General features: G+C 35.9%; 22 protein-coding genes and 2 pseudogenes. 19 read left to right on the top strand and 5 right to left on the bottom strand.

Going from position 1 to position 22,543, the window contains the following annotated elements:
* Window positions 1-44: 44 nt before the first annotated feature.
* The gene (locus tag EKL96_RS07450; RefSeq protein ID WP_126460307.1) at window positions 45-1,907 is read right to left on the bottom strand and encodes an ABC-F family ATP-binding cassette domain-containing protein; all 1,863 of its coding nucleotides are present in this window, start codon (window positions 1,905-1,907) and stop codon (window positions 45-47) included.
* Between the two features lie 362 nt (window positions 1,908-2,269).
* Here EKL96_RS07450 and EKL96_RS07455 point away from each other — a divergent pair, with 362 nt between their 5' ends.
* The 12 genes from EKL96_RS07455 to ftsY all read left to right on the top strand — a co-directional run bounded on the left by EKL96_RS07455 (window position 2,270) and on the right by ftsY (window position 10,624).
* The gene (locus EKL96_RS07455) at window positions 2,270-2,512 is read left to right on the top strand and encodes a hypothetical protein (protein WP_126455093.1); all 243 of its coding nucleotides are present in this window, start codon (window positions 2,270-2,272) and stop codon (window positions 2,510-2,512) included.
* Window positions 2,512-2,802 (top strand): type II toxin-antitoxin system RelE/ParE family toxin, encoded by a 291-nt coding sequence (locus tag EKL96_RS07460; RefSeq protein WP_126455091.1) that lies wholly within the window; start codon window positions 2,512-2,514, stop codon window positions 2,800-2,802. Before EKL96_RS07455 ends, EKL96_RS07460 begins: the two co-directional genes overlap by 1 nt.
* 3 nt (window positions 2,803-2,805) lie before the next feature.
* On the top strand, window positions 2,806-3,963 hold the full coding sequence (locus EKL96_RS07465) for a glycosyltransferase family 2 protein (protein WP_126460310.1): 1,158 nt from the start codon (window positions 2,806-2,808) through the stop codon (window positions 3,961-3,963).
* An 84-nt stretch (window positions 3,964-4,047) separates the two neighbouring features.
* On the top strand, window positions 4,048-5,373 hold the full coding sequence (locus EKL96_RS07470) for a dihydrolipoamide acetyltransferase family protein (RefSeq protein WP_126460312.1): 1,326 nt from the start codon (window positions 4,048-4,050) through the stop codon (window positions 5,371-5,373).
* Between the two features lie 145 nt (window positions 5,374-5,518).
* A complete protein-coding gene (locus EKL96_RS07475; RefSeq protein WP_126460315.1) occupies window positions 5,519-6,295 on the top strand; it encodes a 3'-5' exonuclease in 777 nt (258 codons plus the stop codon).
* Window positions 6,296-6,337: 42 nt separating this feature from the next.
* Window positions 6,338-6,949: a fumarylacetoacetate hydrolase family protein gene (locus EKL96_RS07480; RefSeq protein WP_126460317.1), complete on the top strand. Its 612-nt coding sequence runs from the start codon at window positions 6,338-6,340 to the stop codon at window positions 6,947-6,949.
* The gene (locus tag EKL96_RS07485; protein ID WP_126455081.1) at window positions 6,949-7,293 is read left to right on the top strand and encodes an Hpt domain-containing protein; all 345 of its coding nucleotides are present in this window, start codon (window positions 6,949-6,951) and stop codon (window positions 7,291-7,293) included. Before EKL96_RS07480 ends, EKL96_RS07485 begins: the two co-directional genes overlap by 1 nt.
* A gap of 221 nt (window positions 7,294-7,514) precedes the next feature.
* Window positions 7,515-8,768: a CinA family nicotinamide mononucleotide deamidase-related protein gene (locus tag EKL96_RS07490; RefSeq protein ID WP_126460320.1), complete on the top strand. Its 1,254-nt coding sequence runs from the start codon at window positions 7,515-7,517 to the stop codon at window positions 8,766-8,768.
* A gap of 72 nt (window positions 8,769-8,840) precedes the next feature.
* Window positions 8,841-9,077 carry a 50S ribosomal protein L28 gene (rpmB, locus tag EKL96_RS07495; protein WP_126455077.1) on the top strand — a complete coding sequence of 79 codons (237 nt, stop codon included), beginning with the start codon at window positions 8,841-8,843 and terminating at the stop codon, window positions 9,075-9,077.
* A 27-nt stretch (window positions 9,078-9,104) separates the two neighbouring features.
* Window positions 9,105-9,287 carry a 50S ribosomal protein L33 gene (rpmG, locus tag EKL96_RS07500; protein ID WP_017495179.1) on the top strand — a complete coding sequence of 61 codons (183 nt, stop codon included), beginning with the start codon at window positions 9,105-9,107 and terminating at the stop codon, window positions 9,285-9,287.
* A gap of 76 nt (window positions 9,288-9,363) precedes the next feature.
* Window positions 9,364-9,516, top strand: coding sequence for a DUF4295 domain-containing protein (locus EKL96_RS07505; RefSeq protein WP_091205215.1), 153 nt, complete (start codon window positions 9,364-9,366; stop codon window positions 9,514-9,516).
* Between the two features lie 127 nt (window positions 9,517-9,643).
* Window positions 9,644-10,624: a signal recognition particle-docking protein FtsY gene (gene ftsY, locus EKL96_RS07510; RefSeq protein WP_126460322.1), complete on the top strand. Its 981-nt coding sequence runs from the start codon at window positions 9,644-9,646 to the stop codon at window positions 10,622-10,624.
* 188 nt (window positions 10,625-10,812) lie between these two features.
* On the opposite strand, the pseudogene EKL96_RS07515 reads toward ftsY, so the two are convergent.
* Window positions 10,813-11,022: pseudogene (locus EKL96_RS07515) on the bottom strand (serine hydrolase); the annotation flags it as partial.
* A 436-nt stretch (window positions 11,023-11,458) separates the two neighbouring features.
* Here EKL96_RS07515 and EKL96_RS07520 point away from each other — a divergent pair.
* Window positions 11,459-11,902: a hypothetical protein gene (locus tag EKL96_RS07520; RefSeq protein WP_126455073.1), complete on the top strand. Its 444-nt coding sequence runs from the start codon at window positions 11,459-11,461 to the stop codon at window positions 11,900-11,902.
* Complete coding sequence (locus EKL96_RS07525; RefSeq protein WP_126460325.1) at window positions 11,883-12,179, top strand: DUF721 domain-containing protein; 297 nt, start codon at window positions 11,883-11,885, stop codon at window positions 12,177-12,179. The genes EKL96_RS07520 and EKL96_RS07525 overlap by 20 nt, the downstream gene beginning before the upstream one ends.
* A gap of 129 nt (window positions 12,180-12,308) precedes the next feature.
* Here the strand turns inward: EKL96_RS07525 and EKL96_RS07530 are convergent, their stop codons facing one another.
* Together EKL96_RS07530 and bshC are read right to left on the bottom strand one after the other, a co-directional pair.
* A complete protein-coding gene (locus EKL96_RS07530) occupies window positions 12,309-12,728 on the bottom strand; it encodes a nucleoside-diphosphate kinase (RefSeq protein ID WP_126460327.1) in 420 nt (139 codons plus the stop codon).
* An 85-nt stretch (window positions 12,729-12,813) separates the two neighbouring features.
* Window positions 12,814-14,457, bottom strand: a complete 1,644-nt coding sequence (gene bshC, locus EKL96_RS07535; protein WP_126460330.1) for a bacillithiol biosynthesis cysteine-adding enzyme BshC — start codon at window positions 14,455-14,457, stop codon at window positions 12,814-12,816.
* Window positions 14,458-14,560: 103 nt separating this feature from the next.
* Between bshC and EKL96_RS07540 the strand changes: the two genes are divergently transcribed.
* Window positions 14,561-15,844 (top strand): MFS transporter, encoded by a 1,284-nt coding sequence (locus EKL96_RS07540; RefSeq protein WP_126460332.1) that lies wholly within the window; start codon window positions 14,561-14,563, stop codon window positions 15,842-15,844.
* Between the two features lie 7 nt (window positions 15,845-15,851).
* On the opposite strand, the pseudogene EKL96_RS14570 reads toward EKL96_RS07540, so the two are convergent.
* Window positions 15,852-15,956 (bottom strand): annotated as a pseudogene (locus tag EKL96_RS14570) (T9SS type B sorting domain-containing protein); the annotation flags it as partial.
* A 331-nt stretch (window positions 15,957-16,287) separates the two neighbouring features.
* On the opposite strand from EKL96_RS14570, the gene EKL96_RS07550 reads away from it, so the two are divergent.
* From EKL96_RS07550 to EKL96_RS07565, 4 genes are all read left to right on the top strand, one after another.
* Window positions 16,288-18,492, top strand: a complete 2,205-nt coding sequence (locus EKL96_RS07550; RefSeq protein ID WP_126460335.1) for a B12-binding domain-containing radical SAM protein — start codon at window positions 16,288-16,290, stop codon at window positions 18,490-18,492.
* 101 nt (window positions 18,493-18,593) lie between these two features.
* Window positions 18,594-19,079, top strand: coding sequence for an acetyl-CoA carboxylase biotin carboxyl carrier protein subunit (locus tag EKL96_RS07555; protein WP_126460338.1), 486 nt, complete (start codon window positions 18,594-18,596; stop codon window positions 19,077-19,079).
* A 93-nt stretch (window positions 19,080-19,172) separates the two neighbouring features.
* Window positions 19,173-20,615: an acetyl-CoA carboxylase biotin carboxylase subunit gene (accC, locus tag EKL96_RS07560; protein WP_126460343.1), complete on the top strand. Its 1,443-nt coding sequence runs from the start codon at window positions 19,173-19,175 to the stop codon at window positions 20,613-20,615.
* 177 nt (window positions 20,616-20,792) lie between these two features.
* Entirely contained in the window at window positions 20,793-22,334 is a 1,542-nt protein-coding gene (locus EKL96_RS07565; RefSeq protein WP_126460346.1) for an acyl-CoA carboxylase subunit beta, read from the top strand.
* Window positions 22,335-22,543: the final 209 nt, after the last annotated feature.

Raw genomic sequence — 22,543 nt, forward strand, 5'->3', positions numbered from 1 at the left:
TTGTGATGGGGTTTTTACAAAAATTGAATACAATTATAAGTTTTTTATCCTTCCATTTTGGCACTTAATTCAAACCAACGCTCTTCTTTGAGTTCCATCTTTTGGATGAGGTTTTGCAATTCATTTCCTTTTTTCTCAATATCAGTGTCAGCAATTTTCCCATCTGAGAATAATTGCTCAATAGCTACTTTCTGAAGCTCTAAATCTTTGATTTCTTTCTCTGTTTTCTGGAATTCTTTTTGCTCGTTGAACGTCAGGTTTCCGGTTGGATTATTTTGTTTCCAGTCTTTCTTATCCGCTTTGTTTTCCTCTTTTTGAGCAACATCAGCACTGTCTTCGTAGGCTCTAAAATCAGAATAGTTGCCGGGAAAATCTTCCACTACACCTTGTCCTCTAAAAATGAATAAGTGATCCACAATTTTATCCATGAAATACCTGTCATGAGAAACCACTAAAAGACAACCTGGATAGTCCAAAAGGAAACTTTCCAAAACATTCAGTGTCACAATATCCAAATCATTCGTAGGCTCATCCAGAATCAAGAAATTCGGATTCTGAATCAAAACCGTACACAAGTACAAACGTTTCAATTCTCCACCACTCAATCTATCCACGAAATCGTATTGTTTTTTAGCATCAAACAAGAAACGCTCTAACAATTGTGAAGCCGAAATCAATTTCCCTTTCATCAACGGAATGAATTCTCCGTATTCCTTAATTACATCAATCACACGCTGACCCGGTTTTGGGTTTATTCCGCTTTGCGTGTAGTAACCTACTTTTATCGTTTCCCCAATCACCACTTTACCGCTATCAAGCGAAACGTTTCCGGTCAATAAATTCAAGAAAGTAGATTTACCAGTTCCGTTTTTCCCAATGATTCCAATGCGTTCGCCACGTTGAAAATCAAAACTGAAATTATCCATAATGACATGATCCTTGAATTTCTTGGAAATTTTGTGAAGCTCGATAATCTTGCTTCCCATACGTTCCATGTTAATTTCAAGCTCTACTTTGTTTTCACGGCGGCGGCTTTGTGCTTTTTCTTTGATGTCATAGAAGTCATCCTGACGGGATTTAGATTTGGTCGTTCTCGCTTTTGGCTGACGACGCATCCATTCCAGTTCTTTTACAAAAAGGTTTTGCGCTTTATCCACACTCGAATTTTCTGATGCAATGCGTTCCTCTTTTTTCTCTAAATAATACGAGTAATTTCCTTTGTATTGGTATAATTTTCCGTTATCCAGTTCGATGATTTCGTTACAAACACGCTCCAAGAAGAAACGGTCGTGCGTCACCATAAACAACGTAATATTTTCTTTAGTAAAATAGCTTTCCAGCCATTCAATCATCTCTAAATCCAAGTGGTTGGTAGGCTCATCCAGAATTAATAAATCGGGACGATTGATCAAAATAATAGCTAATGAAAGTCTTTTTTTCTGTCCACCAGAAAGATTTTTTACTTTCAGTTTGAAATCTTCCAACTTCAGTTTGAACAGAATTTGCTTGTATTGTGTTTCAAAGTCCCACGCATTGTGCTGATCCATTCCGTCAAAAGCTTTTTGGTAGGCTTCTTCGTCTTCCGGATTTTCTAATGCTTTTTCATACGCTTCAATCACTTTCAAAGTCTCATTATCCGATGCGAAAATGCTTTCTTCAATCGTCAATTCTTCCTGCAAATTGTTATTTTGCGAAAGGAAGGCCATTTTGATACCTTTTCTGAGTACAACTTGTCCGGTATCTGATTCTTCCAAACCGTTAATGATGCTCATGATAGTCGTTTTTCCAGAGCCATTTTTGGCAATGAAGGCGATTTTTTGGTCTTTACTAATTCCAAAAGAAATGTTTTCAAAAAGTGTTCTTTCTCCAAAAGATTTAGAGATATTTTCGACAGATAAGTAATTCACTTTGTAGGGTATGAGTTATAAATTATAAGAGATGCATGCATTACTAAACATAACTTTTTTGCAAAAGTAATTCATTTATATTAGGTTTCAAGTTTTATCGTTTAAGTAATGTTAAAACTAAACATGATAACCTGTTTTTTAGGAGCGAATGACTTGGTTTTAGTTGGAACTAAAGGTCCAGCTTTCATTCTAAATGAAATTCACTGAACACCGATGAAAATATTAACTTGGTGAAGTACTCTTTTAGTCCTTAAAGAAAGAACAAAAAAAATTTTTCCCTTCCTTCGGGGCTAGTGGAGAAACATGTTTTTTTTTAATTTTCAATAAAATGACGTAAATTTGAGTGGTTAAAAATTTGTATCATGAAAACGGAGACTTTAAAAATCAGCATCACGCAAAGAATCTTAAGTATTAACGACAATAAGATTCTTAGTAAAATAGCAAAACTTCTTGATGAAGAAAATATAGTTGGTTATGACGCAGATGGAAACCCAATTTCTGAAAAAGAATATACTAAAGACATTCATGAGGCTTTACATCAATTGAATGAAGGAAAGTTAGAAACCTATTCTAGTGAAGATGTCAGAAAAAAAATTCTAGGTTAATGAGGGTGCTTTGGAGTAAAAAAGCATCAAATGAACTAGAAGCTATTTATAAGTACATAAAAAAAGAAAGTCCTCAAAATGCTATTTTAGTATTTAATGAAATTTATGATTTGGCAAATTCTCTGCCGAATTTTCCTTATAAATTTCCGGTTGAGCCAATAATTAATATCCAAAAAGTTAGATTTGTGGCCATTTGGAGTTTTAAAATTATCTATTCCGTAGAGAAAGAAAGTGTTGTAGTTTTGAGAATTTTCAACACGAAACAAAATCCCAAAAAACTAAAACAATAAGCTTTGCAACTATCCGTCATTATTCTCAATTACAACGTTCGCTATTTTCTGGAGCTCTGTGTTTTAAGCGTTCAAAACGCATTAGAAACCATTGACGGCGAAATTATTGTAATTGATAACAATTCTTCGGATGACAGTTGTGCAATGATGCAAAAGCTTTTTCCTAACGTAAAACTCATTCAAAACAAAGAAAATATTGGCTTTCCCAAAGGCAATAACATTGGGGTAGCCCAAGCGCAAGGCGAATACATTTGCGTTCTGAATCCCGATACTGTTGTTGCCGAAGATACGTTTATGAAAGTATTGGCTTTCGCCCAAAAACAATCGGATTTAGGAATTGTGGGTTGTAAACTCATCGATGGAACCGGAAGATTTCTGCCCGAAAGTAAACGTGGCGTTCCGACACCTTGGGTCGCTTTTACCAAAATCACAGGTTTATACAAATTATTTCCTGGAACATTCGGGAAATATTATGCGCAACATTTAAGTGAAAACCAAACCGGAAAAGTAGCCATTCTTGTGGGTGCTTTTATGGTTATGAAAAGAGATTTGTATCTTGAAGTAGCCGGATTTGATGAAGATTGTTTCATGTATTCTGACGATATTGATTTGTCGTATCGAGTCCTGAAAGAAGGAAGATTCAATTATTATTTCCATGAAACGACCGCAATTCACTACAAAGGAGAAAGCACGGTTAAGGATGAAACGTATATGAAACGGTTTCAGGAAGCGATGAATTTCTTCTACAAAAAGCATTTTAAAAGTGTTTTATTTTTCTCCCTTTTTATGAAAATTGGGATTGTCTTTTTTTCTTTGGCGAAAATGTTTCAAGGGAAACCAGGAATAAAAATCATTCCAAAATCATATCTTTTGTATTCAGCTAACCAAAAATTAGCAGATAAGCTCCATTTGGTTTTGCAAAAAAAAGTCCTGTTTCACGATTTGAAAACAGAAAAAACAGTAATTTCGTCTTCTGTTAAAAGTAAAATAGGTGCAGAAATTATTTTAGATAACGAATTCATTTCTTTCAAAAAATGTATCGCAATTCTCGAATCTTCAAGGAATAAAGGATTTACCTTTAAAATTATACCAAAAAACGCTAATTTTTTAATAGGAAGTAATAATAGTAATGAGAGAGGTGAGATTATAGAAATAGAGTAAAAAATTACATTTAATGTAATTTATGTTTGAAATATTTAGTAATTTCGCAAACTGAAAATCAATATCACCTTTTAGGTTAACAATATGGCAAGATTTGAATTAAAACTTCCAAAAATGGGAGAAAGCGTTGCAGAAGCAACCATTACAAACTGGTTAAAAGAAGTTGGCGACAAAATTGAAGCGGATGAAGCAGTACTTGAAATTGCTACTGATAAAGTAGACAGTGAAGTGCCAAGCGAAGTTTCGGGAATTTTAGTAGAACAACTGTTTGGTAAAGATGATTTAGTTCAGGTAGGGCAAACTATTGCTATTATTGAGACTGAAGATGGAGCGCTTGTGCCAATTGTTAAAGAAGCTGTAGCTCCTGAGGTTATTGCTGAAGTAACAAAAATGGTTAATCCCGAAGCTTTAGGATCCAACGAAAGTGTTGCGACTCCGGTAGATTTGTCTTCCGATTACTCGGAATCTGAAAAATTCTTATCGCCTTTGGTAAAAAATATTGCTAAAGAAGAAGGGGTTTCTGTGGCTGAATTAGCAGCAATTTCGGGAACAGGAAAAGAGGGAAGAGTGACTAAAAATGATATTTTAGAGTATGTAAAAAACAGAATTAGTCAGCCTGTAGTTGCAGTTCCGGTGGCAGCAGTTCAAAAACCGGTTGCAGTGCCAGCAGCTCAAAAAGCAGCTCCGGTATCCGTAAGCGGTGGTGATGAAATTATAGAAATGGACAGAATGCGCAAGCTAATTGCGGGATACATGGTCGCTTCGGTACAAACTTCGGCTCACGTACAATCGTTTATCGAAGTCGATGTGACGAATATTGTGAAATGGAGAGAGAAAAATAAAGTTGCTTTCGAAAAAAGAGAAGGGGAGAAGTTGACGTATACGCCAATTTTCATGGAAGCGGTTGCTAAAGCGATAAAAGATTTTCCAGGAATGAATATTTCTGTGGATGGCGATTATATTATCAAGAAGAAAAACATCAACTTAGGAATGGCTGCTTCGTTACCAAACGGAAATTTAATTGTTCCCGTTATTAAAAATGCGGATCAGTTGAATTTAGTAGGAATGGCTAAAGCGGTCAATGATTTAGGAGGTCGTGCAAAAGCTGGAAAACTAAAACCGGACGATACTCAAGGCGGAACCTATACAGTTACTAATGTGGGAACTTTTGGAAGTGTTTTTGGTACGCCAATTTTAAATCAGCCTCAAGTGGGTATTTTAGCCCTTGGAGCAATCCGTAAAATGCCGGCAGTAATCGAAACCCCTGAAGGAGATTTTATCGGGATTCGTCAAAAAATGTTCTTATCACACAGCTATGATCATAGAGTGGTAGATGGAGCTTTAGGCGGTAGTTTTGTAAAAAGAGTCGCTGAATACTTAGAAGCATTTGATGTAAACAGAGATGTTTAAAAGCTAATATTTAGAATAAAAACCCGATTGATTTTTAAAAATCAATCGGGTTTTCTTTTTTTAAGATTTTATGAAACTTTAAACGGTGAACTTTAAATGAAATTAAACCCAAATTTCTATATTTGTAACCACACAAAAATTAAAAATGGAACTCAAACTCAATAAACCAATTTGTTTTTTCGATCTAGAAACCACAGGGATTGATATCGGAAAAGATAGAATTGTAGAAATCTCAGTTTTAAAAGTTTTTCCGAACGGAAATAAAGAAAGTAAAACTTGGTTGGTCAATCCAACAATCCCAATTCCACCGCAAACAACTGCTGTTCATGGGATCACAGATGAAAAAGTAGCAAATGAACCTACATTCAAAGAATTGGCGACTCAAGTGTATAATATGATTAAAGACAGTGATTTGGCTGGATTTAATTCGGATCGTTTTGATATTCCGTTATTGGCTGAAGAAATGCTACGTGCCGGAGTAGATTTTGATATGAAAGGAAGGGTTTCTGTTGATGTGCAAACCGTTTTTCATAAAATGGAAGAGCGTACATTGAGCGCAGCTCACAAATTTTATTGTGGAAAAACACTTGAAAACGCACACTCTGCAGAAGCAGATACCATGGCAACTTACGAGATTCTGAAAGCGCAACTGGATCGCTATCCGGAACTTGAAAACGATATGAAATTATTGTCCGAGTTTACAACAAGAAAGAAAATTGCTGATTTCGCAGGAATGATAGCTTTTGATAAGGATGAGGAGGAGATTTTTACTTTTGGAAAACACAAAGGAGTCAAAGTGGGTAAAATTCTGGAAACAGAGCCCGGTTATTTCAGTTGGATTCAAAATGCCGATTTTCCGTTGTACACCAAGAAAGTTTTAACGGCAATTAAACTACGAAAACTGAATAATAAATTAAGTTAATTTTTGAATCTTTCAATCATTAAATTTTTTAATTAATAAAAAATGAAAATAATCTGTATCGGTAGGAATTATACCAATCACATAGAGGAATTACAAAACGAGCGGCCCACGGAACCTGTGGTTTTCATGAAACCGGATTCAGCCGTTTTATTAAAACAACATCCGTTTGTAATCCCGGAATTTTCGGAAGAGGTGCACCACGAAATCGAAATTATAGTCAAGATAAGTAAAGTAGGGAAATACATCGAGCCTAAGTTTGCTCATAAATATTATGACGAAATTAGTGTGGGAATCGATTTTACCGCTCGGGATTTACAAGACAAATTAAAAGCAAAAGGGCTGCCTTGGGAAAAAGCCAAAGCATTTGATGGCTCGGCAGTTATAGGTGAATTTGTATCAAAAAATGAATTTAGTTCCGTAGAAAATATTACTTTTGAATTAAAGAAAAATAATGAAACGGTTCAAATGAGTAATTCGAGTTTGATGCTCTGGAAAATTGATGAGCTGATTTCATACGTTTCTCAGTTTTTCACATTAAAAATTGGCGATATCATTTTTACAGGAACCCCGGAAGGAGTGGCAGCGGTAAAGCCGGAGGACGTTTTAGAAGGATTTTTAGAAGGGCAACAACTATTTAGAATACAAGTAAAATAATGGCAATAAACTACAACCTGTCAAAAGTGTACGCACTGTCGGACAACGACCCTGAATTTGTAAATGAAATTCTGACTTTGTTTGTGACTGAAGTTCCGGCAGATCTAGAGCAAATTAAAGAAGGAATAAAAAAGAAAGACCACAAGCATGCCTATGCTTATGCACACAAAATAAAGCCAACCCTGGATTTGATGGGACTTAATGTTGCTTTTGAAGAAATTCTTCAAGTTGAAGCCTGGACAAAGACTGAAGGTAAAAAGAAAGAAATCAAAGAAACGTTTAAGAGTGTAAAAAATCAGGTGAAAGAAGCCATTAAAGAAATTAAAAAAGACTTTGATTTGTAAAATTTGGGCGTGACCACGCTTTCACTTACGTTAAAGCGTGGTCGGGCTATCCGTTGCAAACGAAGTTCACTGAACCCCTATTGAAATAATTGTTAGGTGAAGTAATCTTCCGAAAAAACGGAAGGATTTTCACTGTTATCCCTCACGCAAAAAATGGAATCTGCCAATTTACACTTTCCTTTTTTAAATACAGTTTTACAAAATAAGCAGCACCAAAAAAAATGAAAGCAACCATAGTTACCATAGGTGACGAAATTTTAATAGGCCAAATTGTCGATACAAATTCTGGTTTTATAGCCAAATCGTTAGATAAAATTGGTGTTGAAATCAACGAAATGATTTCGATTAGTGATGATAAAAAACACATTTTTGATACGTTTACAGCACTTCAAAACAAAGTCGATTTGGTTATTATAACTGGAGGTCTAGGACCAACAAAAGATGATATTACCAAGAAAACATTTTGTGATTACTTTGAAGATGAATTAGTTGTTGATCAAAAAGTGTTAGCTCATGTCACGCAACTTATAGAAGGTTTTTATAAGCGAACCATTACGCAAATCAATAAAGATCAGGCGCTGGTTCCTTCGAAATGTACGGTACTTCACAATCAGGTAGGTACGGCACCAGGAATGTGGATGAAAAAGGAAAACACTGTTTTTATTTCGCTCCCTGGAGTTCCCTACGAGATGAAATATTTGGTTGAACATGAAATCATCCCAAAAGTAGTTCGGGAATATGAGCGCCCTTATATAATTCATAAAACAATTCTGACCTATGGTCAGGGCGAAAGTCTGGTGGCAGAGCGCATCGAAGACTGGGAAAATAACCTTCCTGAATTTATTAAGCTGGCTTATTTGCCTGCTCCGGGACGCGTACGATTGCGTCTTTCGGCACGTGGTACAGATAAAGATAAATTAGAGGCTGCGCTACTTGAAAATGTAAACTTGTTGGACGCAATTATTCATGATATCATCGTTGGTTATGATGAAGACGAAACGATTGAAGTTGCAGTAGGGAAACTTTTGACCCAACAAAACAAAACAATAGCTACAGCCGAGAGTTGTACAGGAGGTAAAATAGCAACGCTTTTAAGTGCTGTTGCCGGTGCTTCCAATTATTTTGCAGGAAGTGTAGTTTCGTACTCAACCCAGGCTAAAATAAATGTTTTGGGTATTCCGGAAAGTCTGATAAAGGAATATTCCGTAGTCGGTAAGGAGGTAGCTTCTGCAATGGCTTTGAGTATAAAAAAGAGAATGAATACGGATTATGCAATTGCGACAACAGGAAATGCCGGACCAACAAAAGGCGACTCAGATGCAGAAATTGGCACTGTTTTTATTGCAATAGCAACACCAAAGGAAGTAATTGTTGAAGAATTCAATTTTGGTCAACCCCGTGAAAAAGTGATAGATAGAGCGGTAATAAAAAGTTTAGAACTAGTACAGAAAGAAATTTTAAAAAATGTGCAGTAAATATGTTGCTTAATAGGTTTATTTTTCTTTTCTTTGCACCCTGATTTTGAATAACGATAAAAGATAAGTATAATGTCAAGAGTTTGTGACCTTACAGGTAAAAGAGCGATGGTAGGAAATAACGTTTCTCACGCTATGAACAAAACTAAGAGAAAATTTTCTGTAAACTTAGTTAAAAAGCGTTTTTATCTTCCAGAAGAAGATAGATGGATTACTCTACGAGTAGCTGCATCTACGGTAAAAACAATTAATAAAAATGGAATCGCTGCAGTTTTGAAAAAAGCAAAAGCAGAAGGATTTATTAAATAATCCCTTCCAAAATAAAAAAATAGCAAGATGGCAAAGAAAGGTAATAGAATCCAGGTAATTTTAGAATGTACTGAACACAAAACATCAGGTGTTGCAGGGACTTCAAGATACATAACAACAAAGAACAAAAAAAATACTCCAGACAGATTAGAGATTAAAAAATTTAATCCAATCTTGAAAAGAGTAACTGTTCACAAAGAAATTAAATAATAATTAGAGATTTTAATAGAAATCTAGAAATGGTCACATTTAGAGATTTTATTTAAATTTAAATAACATTTGAATCATGGCAAAGAAAACCGTAGCATCGTTACAGACATCTTCTAAGAGATTATCAAAAGCCATCAAAATGGTGAAATCTCCAAAAACAGGTGCATATACATTCGTAGAATCTATTATGACTCCAGAATCAGTTGATGAATTCTTGAAAAAGAAATAATTTACAACAGCAGTATATAGAAAAGCTACTTTCATTCGGAAGTAGCTTTTTTATTTTCTATATTTACCATTAGAAATTGTATTTGTTCTTTGGACTTAAATACTTCATTCTTAATACTATTTACACAATGAGTTTTTTCAAAAGAATATTTTCAGCAGACAAAAAAGACCCGAGCCTAACCGAACAGGCGAAGCAAACATTAGATAAAGGTCTTGAAAAATCAAAAACAAATTTCTTTTCTAAGTTAACCAAAGCGGTTGCCGGAAAGTCAAAAGTGGATGAGGAAGTCCTGGATAATTTAGAAGAAATTCTGGTTGCTTCCGATGTTGGTGTCAATACGACTTTGAAAATCATTGAAAGAATAGAAAGTCGGGTAGCAGCAGATAAATATCTGGGAATTGAAGAACTCAATCTGATCCTCAGAGAAGAAATTGCGGCTTTATTATCAGAGACTAACTCCGGTGAAGCCACTGAGTTTGTAATTCCAACTCAGACTAAGCCGTATGTTTTGATGGTAGTGGGTGTAAATGGAGTTGGTAAAACTACTACTATTGGTAAATTAGCCTTTCAGTTTAAAAAACAAGGATACAACGTTGTGCTGGGCGCAGCTGATACTTTTCGAGCCGCTGCCATTGACCAGTTGCAAATTTGGGCGGATCGAGTAGGAGTTCCTATTGTTCGTCAGGATATGGGAAGTGATCCGGCTTCGGTGGCTTTTGATACCTTGCAATCCGCGGTGGCGCAAAATGCGGATATCGTTATCATTGATACCGCAGGTCGTTTGCATAATAAAATTAATTTAATGAACGAATTGACCAAAGTAAAACGAGTGATGCAAAAAATTGTTGGAGATGCGCCACATGATGTACTGTTAGTTTTGGATGGTTCAACGGGTCAGAATGCTTTTGAACAAGCCAAACAATTCACTGCCGCTACTGAGGTTACTTGTTTAGCGGTTACAAAACTTGACGGCACTGCTAAAGGCGGTGTGGTGATAGGAATTTCAGATCAGTTTAAAATTCCTGTAAAATATATTGGTGTTGGAGAAGGAATTGAGGATCTTCAGGTTTTTAATAAATATGAATTTGTAGATTCATTCTTTAAATAAAAGACAATTATGGATTTTTCTTCTTTAAAAAATGTACCACCACTATACCTTTATTTTGGGAGTATAGTTTCTTTTATAACGGCTAATCTTATTCGAGATTTAAGTATCAGTCTGTATTATTTTTTGATACTTATGGGATTGGTTTTCTTTGTTTTAGGGTTTCTTAAACGTTTGAAAACCAAATAGATTTACTGATATAAAACACTAGTTTTCTGCTGTAATATTTCATCAAAATCAGATAAAGCTAAAGTTGGATTATCAAGGTTTACCACCTCTCCCATTCTGATAACGACCATTTTCTTGCTCGGAATGACATAAATTTTTTGATCGTTTTTGCCTAAGGCCATAAACATGTCGGCAGGAGCTGTTGGTATTAAACTACCGTTGAATTCCAATTGGCGTGATGACCATTGAAATGATTTTCCATAACAATTCGGCCGTTGACAAGAATGATACTAGATTTTGTTACCCAAGTGGCGCCGGTTAGTGGAAGGAAATAGAGTGTATCTGTTGGAGTAGGCGTTGGTTCTGAAGTTTCAGAACTGTAGCTTATGCAAAATATTGTGAGGACGATACGGTAGATTATTTTTTACATTTTGCTCTGATTTAGTTCTAATTACCTTATGGTTAGTAATATATAAAATAGTTTAATGTGTTCTACTTTTTTTGTTTTCTGTGAATTTAATAAGAGTAACTTTGTTGTATGCAATTTAAGTATGGTTACTTCAAAATACCTAGCCCTGATTGAAGCGGAAATCCTTTTTTAGCCGCTTTTTAGGCGGATAAAAAGATTGAAGTGAAAAGCAGGAAATAGCTCCTAAAAATATTAATTATATGAAAAATACATTTAGCTTTCTTTTTATTGCATTCCTTTTTGTGGGATGCCAGCAAGAAATTATACCTGCTGATATTGCCAACATAAACGGCTATTGGGAAATTAAAAAGGTTGTTTTTGATAAGGGGGAAAACAAGGAGTATAAGATGAATGAAGTGTATGATTATTTTGAAGTTGACAAAAAGAATAAAGGGTTTCGAAAGAAAGTCATGCCACAACTAGACGGTACTTTTATGGTGAATGATGCGTATGAAAAGGTTTCAATTCGATTTGCAGATGACAAGGCGTTTGTGGATTATTCAACACCTTATATGAAATGGAGTGAGGAAATAATTGCAGTGTCAGCGGAAGAATTAGTATTACTGAACAAAGAAAAAACAGCATATCATTACAAGAAAGCAACACCAATAAATTTACTGGGCGATGGCAAAGAGACTAAATAATCAAAGTACGATAGGGGATGTTTTGAAACAAATTATCCAAGTAAATAAGCTGCAGCCCGGAATGGATCAAATGGACGTAAAATACGCTTGGAAAAACTTGATGGGTAACGGTGTGAACAGTTATACCAATAATGTAGTTTTGAAAGGAAGTACGTTGTATGTAGAGTTGACCTCGTCCGTTTTACGAGAGGAATTAAGTCATGGTAAATCAAAAATTGTGGCTATGATTAATGAGGAACTAAGACGAGATGTGGTGAAGGATGTGGTTTTAAGGTAATGATTTTAGATTGTTGATTAACGAATTTAGATTTCAGATTTTTGATATAAAAAAATCCCGTTTCAATTTTGAAACGGGATTTCTATTTTATTATAATTCGTAACTGTCAATTGCGACTGAAAACCGATACTAGAACTGCTCTCTTCCGGCAAAATGGAACGCACCTTCGATAGCTGCATTTTCATCGCTATCAGAACCGTGAACTGCATTTTCTCCAATAGAGGTTGCGTATGCTTTACGGATAGTTCCTTCAGCAGCGTCAGCTGGGTTTGTAGCTCCAATTAGAGTTCTGAAATCTTCAACAGCGTTGTCTTTTTCTAAAATAGCAGCAACAATTGGTCCTCTTGACATAAATTCTACTAATTCACCATAGAAAGGTCTTGCAGCGTGCACTTCGTAAAAAGCTTGTGCATCAGCAACAGTTAATTGTGTCAATTTTAAAGAAACGATTTTGAAACCTGCCGTAGTAATCATTGCAAGTATGTTTCCGATGTGTCCGTTAGCAACAGCATCCGGCTTGATCATGGTAAAAGTTCTATTAGTAGCCATTTTTATTTTTTTTAATTTTATGCAAAATTAGCATTTTTTTATTGAATATTTTTACAATTAAGACATTCAAATAATCGTAATCTGATTAAAGTACAATAATTTCAAATTTATTATCCAGCGGTTGGAGTTGTTTGACTAATGTAGGAATCAGATTGTCTCCGTATTCCAAATAAAATTCGGAAAAATTAGTTTGTCGTTCCTGTAAACTTTGGTTGGGAAACAGCTCATTTTGCAAGTAGGTGATGCGTTGTAAAACGTCACTTAGTTTTCTTTTTTGTGCTTTTAGCAATCGTTTTTCCAGATTTTCTAATCCTTTGTTTTGTTTTATTTCCTGGGCTTTTACCGCTCCAATAAAAGATTTATCGGTTTTGGTCGCAACATCATAAAGCTCCTGAAATTGTTTTTCCAATTGGATTTTGAGATGCGTTAAATCGACTGGGAAATCTGATAATTCTTTGGTTTTAGTAGGTACTAAATTCGCCTGTTTCGAAAATAAATTTTCCCAATTCAATTCTAATTTGTCTGCTTTTTTAGCTTGCTTTTCGGTTGCTAATAGTACGGAATTTCTAAGCAAAAGTATTGGAAAAGTTACTTTTGCAGCGGCAAAAAACGATTGTAGCTCTAGCCAATAGGCAATCTCTCCTCCTCCGCCAATGTAGCATAAGTTGGGGAGAATCACTTCTTGATATAACGGACGCATAATCACGTTAGGACTGAATTTCTCTGGATGATTTTCTAAAAGGGATAGAATTTCTGTTTCAGAAAACTCAATTTTAGTATGGTTTACTTTGTATCGATCATTTTCAAAGATGATGCGTTCTCTGATACTATCTTCAATATAAAACAAATTGATTTCACGAGGATTCACTTGAATCGTATACTCTTTTAATTTTTCGGCAGTTTCTAGTACTAATTTATGCGAGGATTGGTGTAGTAATTCTTCTTTTGCAAAAGGAATAAAAGCTCTTTTTAAGTCTGAATTATCCGCATCTAAAATGACTAAACCATTTGCACCAAATAATGCATTTGCCAAAAATCGTGTGGCATCGGCTAAATTATCGTGATTCAGATAAGAGTCTTTGAATAATTTTTTTAGAGTATCTGCATTCGTACCGGAACCTAATTCCAGCGCATATACTTCTAGAAAATCGGATAAACCTTTAGTAGACAATCGTCCAACAGGACCTGTACTTTCTTTGTTCCAACGGAATTTTTTGCCTTTAAAATTAAAATAATTGATTTCTTCAAAATCATGGTCTTCGGTAGCCATCCAGTAAATGGGGACAAAATTATAGGTGGGATATTTCGCTTTTAATTCGGTTGTCAAATTAATTGTCGAAATAATCTTGTATAAAAAATATAAAGGTCCACTGAATAAATTTAGCTGATGGCCAGTGGTTACAGTAAATGTATTTGGAAGGGCTAAAGTTTCAATATTTTGTTTTGTTAAAACAGAAGTTGAAATAGCCGAATATTGTTTTTTTAAGACTGAAACTAAAATATTTCTTTTATTGTCATTGACAATTTTTTTATCCATTTCGACTCCCTCTCCTTCGGGGAGGGCTGGGGAGGGGAAGTTATTTTGCTTTTCAAGGATTTGCTTTTCAAAGTTTTCCAGCGTTGGAAATCTATTGTATAGAGAATGTAAATTATTTTTTTGATCTAAATAATCGTTCATCAAAGAAGAGAAATATCCTGAATTTTGATAGCTGATACAGTCGGTTGGCATATGGAATTTTATTTGAGGCTAAATTACCGAAAAATATTGGAACTATAATATTTGTTACTTTCGAAAAATAGTATCAATTTTATCAAAAAAAATTAACAATTTTATGAAAGATAATTTAAAGCTTACGAATAAAAATTCTTTAAAACATGTTCTTTTTGGCAGTTTAATTGGTACAACTATAGAGTTTTTTGATTTTTATATATATGCTAATGCAGCAGTTTTAGTTTTTCCTCAATTGTTTTTTCCTTCAACAGATAATACTAATTCTGTTTTATTATCTCTTGCAACTTTTTCGATTGCTTTTCTTTCCCGACCTTTAGGTTCCGCAGTCTTTGGCCATTATGGTGATAAAATTGGACGTAAAACCACCTTAGTAATTGCATTATTAACAATGGGGATTTCAACTGTTTGTATTGGTTTTTTACCAAGTTATGCCAGTATTGGAATTACAGCTCCTTTATTACTTATGTTGTGTCGCTTTGGTCAAGGAGTTGGTTTAGGTGGCGAATGGGGTGGAGCGGTTTTATTAGCAATCGAAAATGCTCCGCCTAATAAGCGTGCTTGGTATGGTATGTTCCCGCAATTGGGAGCTCCAATAGGCTTGTTGCTTTCAGGTGGTACTTTCTTGATTTTGACAGACACAATGAGTGCCGAAGCTTTTCTGGACTACGGGTGGAGAATTCCGTTTATAGGGAGTTCGTTATTGGTTGTTGTAGGTTTCTATATCCGATTAAAAATTGATGAAACTCCTGCTTTCAAAAACTCTAAAAAAGAACAACAAGAGGTTAAAATTCCCTTTTTTACTTTATTAAAATTTTATAAAAACCAATTGATTTTTGGCACATTTGCGTCGATTACAACTTTCTTGGTTTTTTATCTCATGACGGTGTTCACGCTTAGCTGGGCAACGTCAGATTTAGGTTATTCCAAAAGGGATTTTCTATTGATGCAATTGTTTTCGGTATTGTTTTTTGCGCTTTTTATTCCTGTTTCTGCTTTAATTGCGGATTGTATTGGGCGTAGAAAAATGCTTATTTATGCAACGATAGCAATAGCTGTTTTTGGTTTTGCATTTTCATTTTTTTTAAATTCTGCCAGTTCGGTTCTTGTGACTTTGTTTTTATGTGTTGGAATGGCGCTGATGGGATTCACATATGGCCCATTGGGGACTTTTTTATCGGAACTGTTTCCTACAACGGTGCGTTATTCAGGGACCTCTTTGGCATTTAACATGGCAGGAATTATCGGAGCCGCTTTTGCCCCTATGATTGCGATTTGGTTAGCTACACAGTATAGCCTGACCTACGTTGGGTTTTACTTAAGTACGGCAGCCTGTGTCTCTTTATTTTCATTGTTGATGGTCAGCAAAAAAGAGCATAAGTTTTGATGATTTGCTATCGCTTCAAACTAAAATGACCTTTGTATTCATTTTCATCAGTTCTGGTTGCTGTATACCAATAATCACCTGATGGAAGTTGATGACCATTAAGACTTCCGTCACATGAACTATTTTTGAGTTAATTGTTTAATTCTTTGCTAGGTATATACCATCGCTTGCTTTCTTTAAATCGGCAGCATCATCATCATTGCAACCACGTAGGTTTTTGGCACAATCAAAACATTGACTTTGCATTGTAAATGAAAAAGGAAAAATTCGCTTCAGAAGTAAGATTTACAGCAAGATAAATATAATTAAATACCTATATATTACGTTGAAACTAAAAATAGCTTTGTTTTATATTTGAATCCAAAGAATAAATAATAATATGGACTTTTACTTTGGTGATAAGAACAGAATTATCCCTTATTTTTGCACAAAACTTATTTCTTTTGAAAACCAAATTATTCATCATCACGCCTCCGTTTACCCAACTCAACACACCGTATCCGGCGACCGCTTATATTAAAGGGTTTCTGAATACCAAAAACATTGAGTCTGTTCAGGCGGATTTGGGTATTGAGGTGATTTTGGAATTGTTTTCTAATGAAGGTTTGCAAAATGTGTTTGCTATTGCCACAGCTAGGACCCAAAAGCTAACACCCAACTCCCAAAGAATTCAAGCTTTGCAAGATGAATATCTAAAAACGATTGATCCCGTGATTGCTTTTCTGCAAGGAAAAAATCCAACATTGGCGCTTCAAATTTGTCAAGAAGATTTCTTGCCGGAAGCGTCCCGTTTTGCACAATTGGAAGAACTTGATTGGGCTTTCGGAACGATGGGAACACAGGACAAAGCCAAGCATTTAGCGACTTTGTATCTCGAAGATATTTCAGATTTTATTGTCGAATGTGTAGATGCTAATTTTGGTTTCAGCCGCTATGCAGAACGTTTGGGACGAAGTGCGAATTCTTTTGACGAATTGTATGAAGCCTTGCAACAGGAACCAACTTATATTGATACCGTTCTTCTTTCTATTTTAAAAGAAAAAATAGAAACTATAAAACCTACATTATTCTTGATTTCAGTTCCGTTTCCAGGAAATTTGTACGCGGCTTTTCGTTCGGCACAATGGGTTAAAAAGCATTATCCCAATATCAAGATTTCGATGGGTGGTGGTTTTCCAAATACAGAATTGCGTTCGCTTTCAGATGCTCGTGTGTTTGAGTTTTTCGATTTTATTACTTTGGACGATGGGGAAATGCCAATTGAAGAATTAATCTCTAATATTGAATCCCGAAATTTCGGGACAGATTACAATTCCTATAAACGAACCTTTCTGTTGGAAGACGGAAAAGTAGTTTATAAAAATAATTCCCTGAAACACGATTACAAACAATCACAAGTAGGAACTCCGGATTATTCGGATTTATTTTTGGATAAATACATTTCGGTTATCGAAATTGTGAATCCCATGCACCGCATGTGGAGTGATGGGAGATGGAATAAACTTACCATGGCACATGGTTGTTACTGGGGGAAATGTACGTTTTGCGATATTTCTTTGGATTACATCAAAATTTACGAACCCGTGGCGGCCAATTTATTGTGCGACCGAATGGAGGAAATGATTGCCCAAACAGGTGAGAACGGATTTCATTTTGTAGATGAAGCGGCGCCACCGGCTTTGATGCGGGCTCTAGCTCTCGAAATTCTTCGTAGGAAAATAGCCGTGACGTGGTGGACGAACATTCGATTCGAAAAAAGTTTTACCAAAGACTTGTGTTTGCTACTTAAAGCTTCCGGTTGCATTGCGGTTTCTGGTGGTCTCGAAGTAGCTTCTGATCGATTATTAAAATTGATTGACAAAGGCGTTACGGTGGAGCAAGTGGCTAAAGTCACCAGAAATTTTACCGAAGCAGGAGTCATGGTTCATTCCTATTTGATGTACGGCTATCCTACACAAACCATTCAGGAAACGATAGATAGTCTCGAAATGGTGCGTCAGTTATTTGAAGTTGGGGTATTACAATCGGGATTTTGGCATCAATTTGCTATGACGGCGCACAGTCCAGTAGGCTTGTATCCAGAGAAATTTGGTGTGACAAAAGAAACCGAAATCATTGGAACTTTTGCCAATAACGATATTAATTATACCGATGCAACAGGAATCGACCATGATAAATTCAGTTTTGGACTTAAGAAATCGTTGTTCAATTTCATGCACGGAATCTGTTTTGATTACGAATTGCAGGATTGGTTTGAATTTAAAATTCCAAAAACTAAAATTTCACCTGATTTTATTTTTGATGCTCTACAAGAAGACAATGATTTTAGCGTCAAACCCACTGCTAAAATCGTTTGGTTAGGCGGCAAACCATTTGTGGAACATTTTACCAAATCTAAAAAAGGAAATTCTTGGGAACTAATGACTTTGCTATTTCATGATAAAAAAGAAAGTTTCAGTATTCAAACGAATAAAAGGGAGGGAGAATGGCTGGTAGAAATGCTACAGAAAATCGCTGTTTCGAATTCTAAAACTCACAGCTTTCAAGAAATAAAAATAGATTTCGAATCATATCTGGAGGACTTTGAATTGTTTTGGTACTCCAAACCAATTAAAACGCTGCGGGAATATGGGTTATTAGTATTATAATTTTATTTTTGATACCTATACTAAATTAGCATAAAACTTTCTTCATTGGTTTACGAAAACGTTTTCTTTTGCCTATTTTTACGACCATAAAATAAAAGCAAATGAGTATTGGTTATAAAGTTAATGTAAATGACACTTTTCATTTTGATTTAGAAAAGAAAAGTATTTCACAACTGGATGCAGTAAGTGTGGAAACGAATAAGTTTCATGTTTTGCACTCAAACACTCCTTATCAAGCGGAAATCATCACTTCTGATTTTCTTCAAAAAAGCTACACCGTAAAGGTAAACAATAACACCTACACCGTTGCCATTTCAAATCCTTTGGATGTTTTGATTAAGGAAATGGGATTCGAAGTAGGGCTTACCAAACAAGTCAATTTTATCAAAGCACCCATGCCAGGTTTAATTCTCGAAATCAGTGTGGTAGTAGGACAAACCGTCAAAGAGAATGACAACCTTATTATTTTAGGGGCCATGAAAATGGAAAATAGCTTTCTTTCTCCGCGTGATGGCGTTATCAAAACCATATCAGTAATGATGGGCGATGCCGTAGATAAAGGACAGTTGTTAATTGAATTCGAATAAAACACCACTAATTTAAAAGAAAATTTTAAATTATATAACGCAATTGATTGTGAGAGAATTAAAATTAGCGAATCTGCGGTTAAAAAATATAAAATGAAAAAATTATTAGTTGCCAATAGAGGTGAAATCGCCATAAGAGTGATGAAAACCGCACAAAAAATGGGCATTAAAACTGTAGCAGTATATTCTACTGCCGACAGAAATGCACCGCACGTAAAATTTGCTGATGAAGCCGTTTGGATTGGCGAAGCTCCTTCTAATCAATCCTATTTATTGGGAAGTAAAATCATAGAGGTTGCGAAATCATTAAACGTAGATGCAATTCATCCCGGGTACGGATTCCTGAGTGAAAATGCTGATTTTGCCGAAGAAGCAGAGAAAAATAACATCATTTTTATTGGTCCAAAGTCGAAAGCGATCAAAATCATGGGAAGTAAATTAGCGGCGAAAGAGGCTGTTAAGCAATACAACATTCCAATGGTTCCGGGCTTTGACGAAGCCATTACGGATGTCGAAAAAGCGAAAGTGGTTGCTAAAAAAATTGGTTTTCCAATTCTGATTAAAGCCTCTGCAGGTGGTGGCGGAAAAGGAATGCGTGTGGTAGAGAGTGAAGCTGATTTCGAATCTCAAATGGATCGCGCCATCAGTGAAGCGATTTCCGCTTTTGGTGATGGTTCTGTTTTTATCGAAAAATATGTGGGTTCGCCAAGGCATATCGAAATTCAAGTTATGGCAGACAGCCACGGGAATGTGTTGTATTTATTCGAAAGAGAGTGCAGTATCCAGCGTCGTCACCAAAAAGTAATAGAAGAAGCGCCTTCTTCGGTTTTAACACCTGAATTGCGTAAAAAAATGGGAGAAGCTGCTGTTTTGGTAGCTAAATCATGTGATTATTTAGGAGCAGGAACTGTCGAATTTTTATTGGATGAAAATAATAATTTCTACTTTCTTGAAATGAATACTCGTTTGCAGGTAGAACATCCTGTTACGGAATGGATTACAGGAACTGATTTGGTTGAACTTCAAATCAGAGTGGCCAGGGGAGAAGCATTAGCAATAAAACAAGAAGATTTGAAAATAAAAGGGCATGCAATGGAATTACGTGTGTATGCCGAAGATCCGATGAATGATTTCTTGCCGAGTGTGGGGAATTTGGAGGTGTATCAATTGCCAGTTGGCCAGGGTATTCGTGTGGACAATGGTTTTGAACAAGGCATGGACATTCCTATTTATTACGATCCTATGTTAGCCAAATTAATTACGTACGGCGAAACCCGTGAAGAGGCCATTCAAATTATGCTCAAAGCCATTGAAGATTATCATGTGGAAGGCGTACAAACAACGTTGCCTTTTGGGAAATTTGTTTTTGAACACGAGGCATTTCGTTCCGGGAAATTTGACACGCATTTTGTAAAGAACTATTACAATATGGATGTATTGAAAAATCAAATGGAGCAAGAAGCCGAAATCGCTGCTTTGGTGGCGTTGAAACAGTATTTTGAAGATCAAAAAATCGTACGCTTACTAAACTCTTAAAACGTCAGTTCGAGTTGAGCAAAGGTTTTGAACAAAAAACCTTTGAGAAGTATCGAGAACTTTACATTTCACAAGGCTTCTCGATACAATTTTAAACATTAAAGCTATCGCATTACTTTTCAAAACCACTCGAAGTGACGAAATTTTAAAAAACAATAGTATCCAATTAAATAAAGTATGGAATCTAAAATAAAAACATTAAACGATAAAATTGCTGAAGCTCATTTGGGCGGCGGTAAAAAACGTATCGAAAAACAACATTCTAATAAAAAACTATCGGCAAGAGAGCGCGTCAATTATTTGATGGATGAAGGCTCTTTTGAAGAAATCGGGATGTTAGTTACCCATCGAACGTCTGATTTTGGAATGCAAAAAGAACTGTTTTTTGGAGATGGTGTCATTACCGGATACGGAACTATAAACGGTCGATTGGTCTATATTTTTGCGCAGGATTTTACCGTTTTTGGGGGATCATTATCTGAAACTCATGCCGAAAAAATTTGTAAAATTATGGATATGGCAGTCAAAATGGGCGCACCCATGATTGGCCTGAATGATTCTGGTGGGGCACGTATTCAGGAAGGTGTTCGTTCGTTGGGTGGTTATGCTGATATTTTTTATAGAAACGTACAAGCCAGTGGCGTAATTCCGCAAATCTCTGCAATTATGGGTCCCTGCGCTGGTGGAGCGGTATATTCACCAGCCATGACTGATTTTACGATGATGGTTGAAGATACCAGTTATATGTTTGTAACAGGCCCGAATGTCGTGAAAACAGTAACCAATGAAACGGTGACTTCAGAGGAATTGGGAGGGGCAAGCACGCATTCTACGAAATCCGGTGTGGCGCACATTACTTCTGCTAATGATGTGGAATGTCTGGAAGATTTGAAACGCTTGTTGAGTTATTTACCACAAAGCAACAAAGAAAAAGCACACAATTTACGGTATGAACTCAATGATGAGGTTCGTCCCAAATTAGCGACTATTATTCCGGATAATCCCAATAAACCGTACGATATGCACGAGGTAATTAGCGGCATTATTGACGAAGATTCGTTTTATGAAATTCATAAAAACTATGCCGAAAATATCTTGGTGGGTTTTGCTCGATTGGGAGGAAAAAGCATTGGGATTATAGCCAACCAACCGATGATTTTAGCGGGTTGTCTGGATGTGAACAGCTCGAAAAAAGCAGCTCGATTTACTCGTTTTTGTGATTGTTTTAATATTCCGTTATTGGTTGTAGTGGATGTGCCGGGGTTTTTGCCGGGAACGGACCAAGAATGGAATGGAATTATCGTTCACGGAGCGAAATTATTGTACGCTTTAAGCGAAGCGACCGTGCCACGAGTTACGGTAATTACACGTAAAGCCTACGGTGGTGCGTATGATGTGATGAACTCGAAACACATTGGTGCCGACATGAATTTTGCTTGGCCCAGTGCCGAGATAGCTGTGATGGGAGCCAAAGGAGCCTCTGAAATTATTTTCAAGAAAGAAATCAATGAGGCCGAAGATCCTGCCGCTAAACTTTTGGAAAAAGAAGCTGAATATGCGAATTTGTTTGCGAATCCGTATACCGCAGCACAACGTGGTTTTGTGGATGAGGTAATCTTACCGGAAGACACCAGATGCAAACTGATAAAAGCCTTTAGCATGCTAGAAAATAAAGTTAGTGTTACTCCAGATAGAAAACACGGGAATATTCCGTTGTAGTATTTTTTTAAGAAATGAAAAAACCACCTGATTATTTTAGGTGGTTTTTTAGTTTTACATTTAATATCAAAAACTAGTTGGTGTTTTGGGGGATCATTTGACGTTTTAGTATCTTTCAATCGGACTATAAAAATTAAATTAGAATTTGGCTAAAAAAACAACTAGATGAAATAGGACAGATGTGGAAAAAGTGATTTGTTACTGCCACA

It is taken from the genome of Flavobacterium sp. LS1R10 (assembly GCF_003968825.1).
Classification (GTDB): Bacteria; Bacteroidota; Bacteroidia; order Flavobacteriales; family Flavobacteriaceae; genus Flavobacterium.

Coding starts and splice junctions, on each gene's coding strand:
- EKL96_RS07455 (WP_126455093.1), top strand. CDS start 2,270: ATGAAAACGGAGACTTTAAAAATCAGCATCACGCAAAGAATCTTAAGT.
- EKL96_RS07460 (WP_126455091.1), top strand. CDS start 2,512: ATGAGGGTGCTTTGGAGTAAAAAAGCATCAAATGAACTAGAAGCTATT.
- EKL96_RS07470 (WP_126460312.1), top strand. CDS start 4,048: ATGGCAAGATTTGAATTAAAACTTCCAAAAATGGGAGAAAGCGTTGCA.
- EKL96_RS07475 (WP_126460315.1), top strand. CDS start 5,519: ATGGAACTCAAACTCAATAAACCAATTTGTTTTTTCGATCTAGAAACC.
- EKL96_RS07480 (WP_126460317.1), top strand. CDS start 6,338: ATGAAAATAATCTGTATCGGTAGGAATTATACCAATCACATAGAGGAA.
- EKL96_RS07485 (WP_126455081.1), top strand. CDS start 6,949: ATGGCAATAAACTACAACCTGTCAAAAGTGTACGCACTGTCGGACAAC.
- EKL96_RS07490 (WP_126460320.1), top strand. CDS start 7,515: ATGAAAGCAACCATAGTTACCATAGGTGACGAAATTTTAATAGGCCAA.
- rpmB (WP_126455077.1), top strand. CDS start 8,841: ATGTCAAGAGTTTGTGACCTTACAGGTAAAAGAGCGATGGTAGGAAAT.
- rpmG (WP_017495179.1), top strand. CDS start 9,105: ATGGCAAAGAAAGGTAATAGAATCCAGGTAATTTTAGAATGTACTGAA.
- EKL96_RS07505 (WP_091205215.1), top strand. CDS start 9,364: ATGGCAAAGAAAACCGTAGCATCGTTACAGACATCTTCTAAGAGATTA.
- ftsY (WP_126460322.1), top strand. CDS start 9,644: ATGAGTTTTTTCAAAAGAATATTTTCAGCAGACAAAAAAGACCCGAGC.
- EKL96_RS07520 (WP_126455073.1), top strand. CDS start 11,459: ATGAAAAATACATTTAGCTTTCTTTTTATTGCATTCCTTTTTGTGGGA.
- EKL96_RS07525 (WP_126460325.1), top strand. CDS start 11,883: ATGGCAAAGAGACTAAATAATCAAAGTACGATAGGGGATGTTTTGAAA.
- EKL96_RS07530 (WP_126460327.1), bottom strand. CDS start 12,728: ATGGCTACTAATAGAACTTTTACCATGATCAAGCCGGATGCTGTTGCT.
- bshC (WP_126460330.1), bottom strand. CDS start 14,457: ATGCCAACCGACTGTATCAGCTATCAAAATTCAGGATATTTCTCTTCT.
- EKL96_RS07540 (WP_126460332.1), top strand. CDS start 14,561: ATGAAAGATAATTTAAAGCTTACGAATAAAAATTCTTTAAAACATGTT.
- EKL96_RS07555 (WP_126460338.1), top strand. CDS start 18,594: ATGAGTATTGGTTATAAAGTTAATGTAAATGACACTTTTCATTTTGAT.
- accC (WP_126460343.1), top strand. CDS start 19,173: ATGAAAAAATTATTAGTTGCCAATAGAGGTGAAATCGCCATAAGAGTG.
- EKL96_RS07565 (WP_126460346.1), top strand. CDS start 20,793: ATGGAATCTAAAATAAAAACATTAAACGATAAAATTGCTGAAGCTCAT.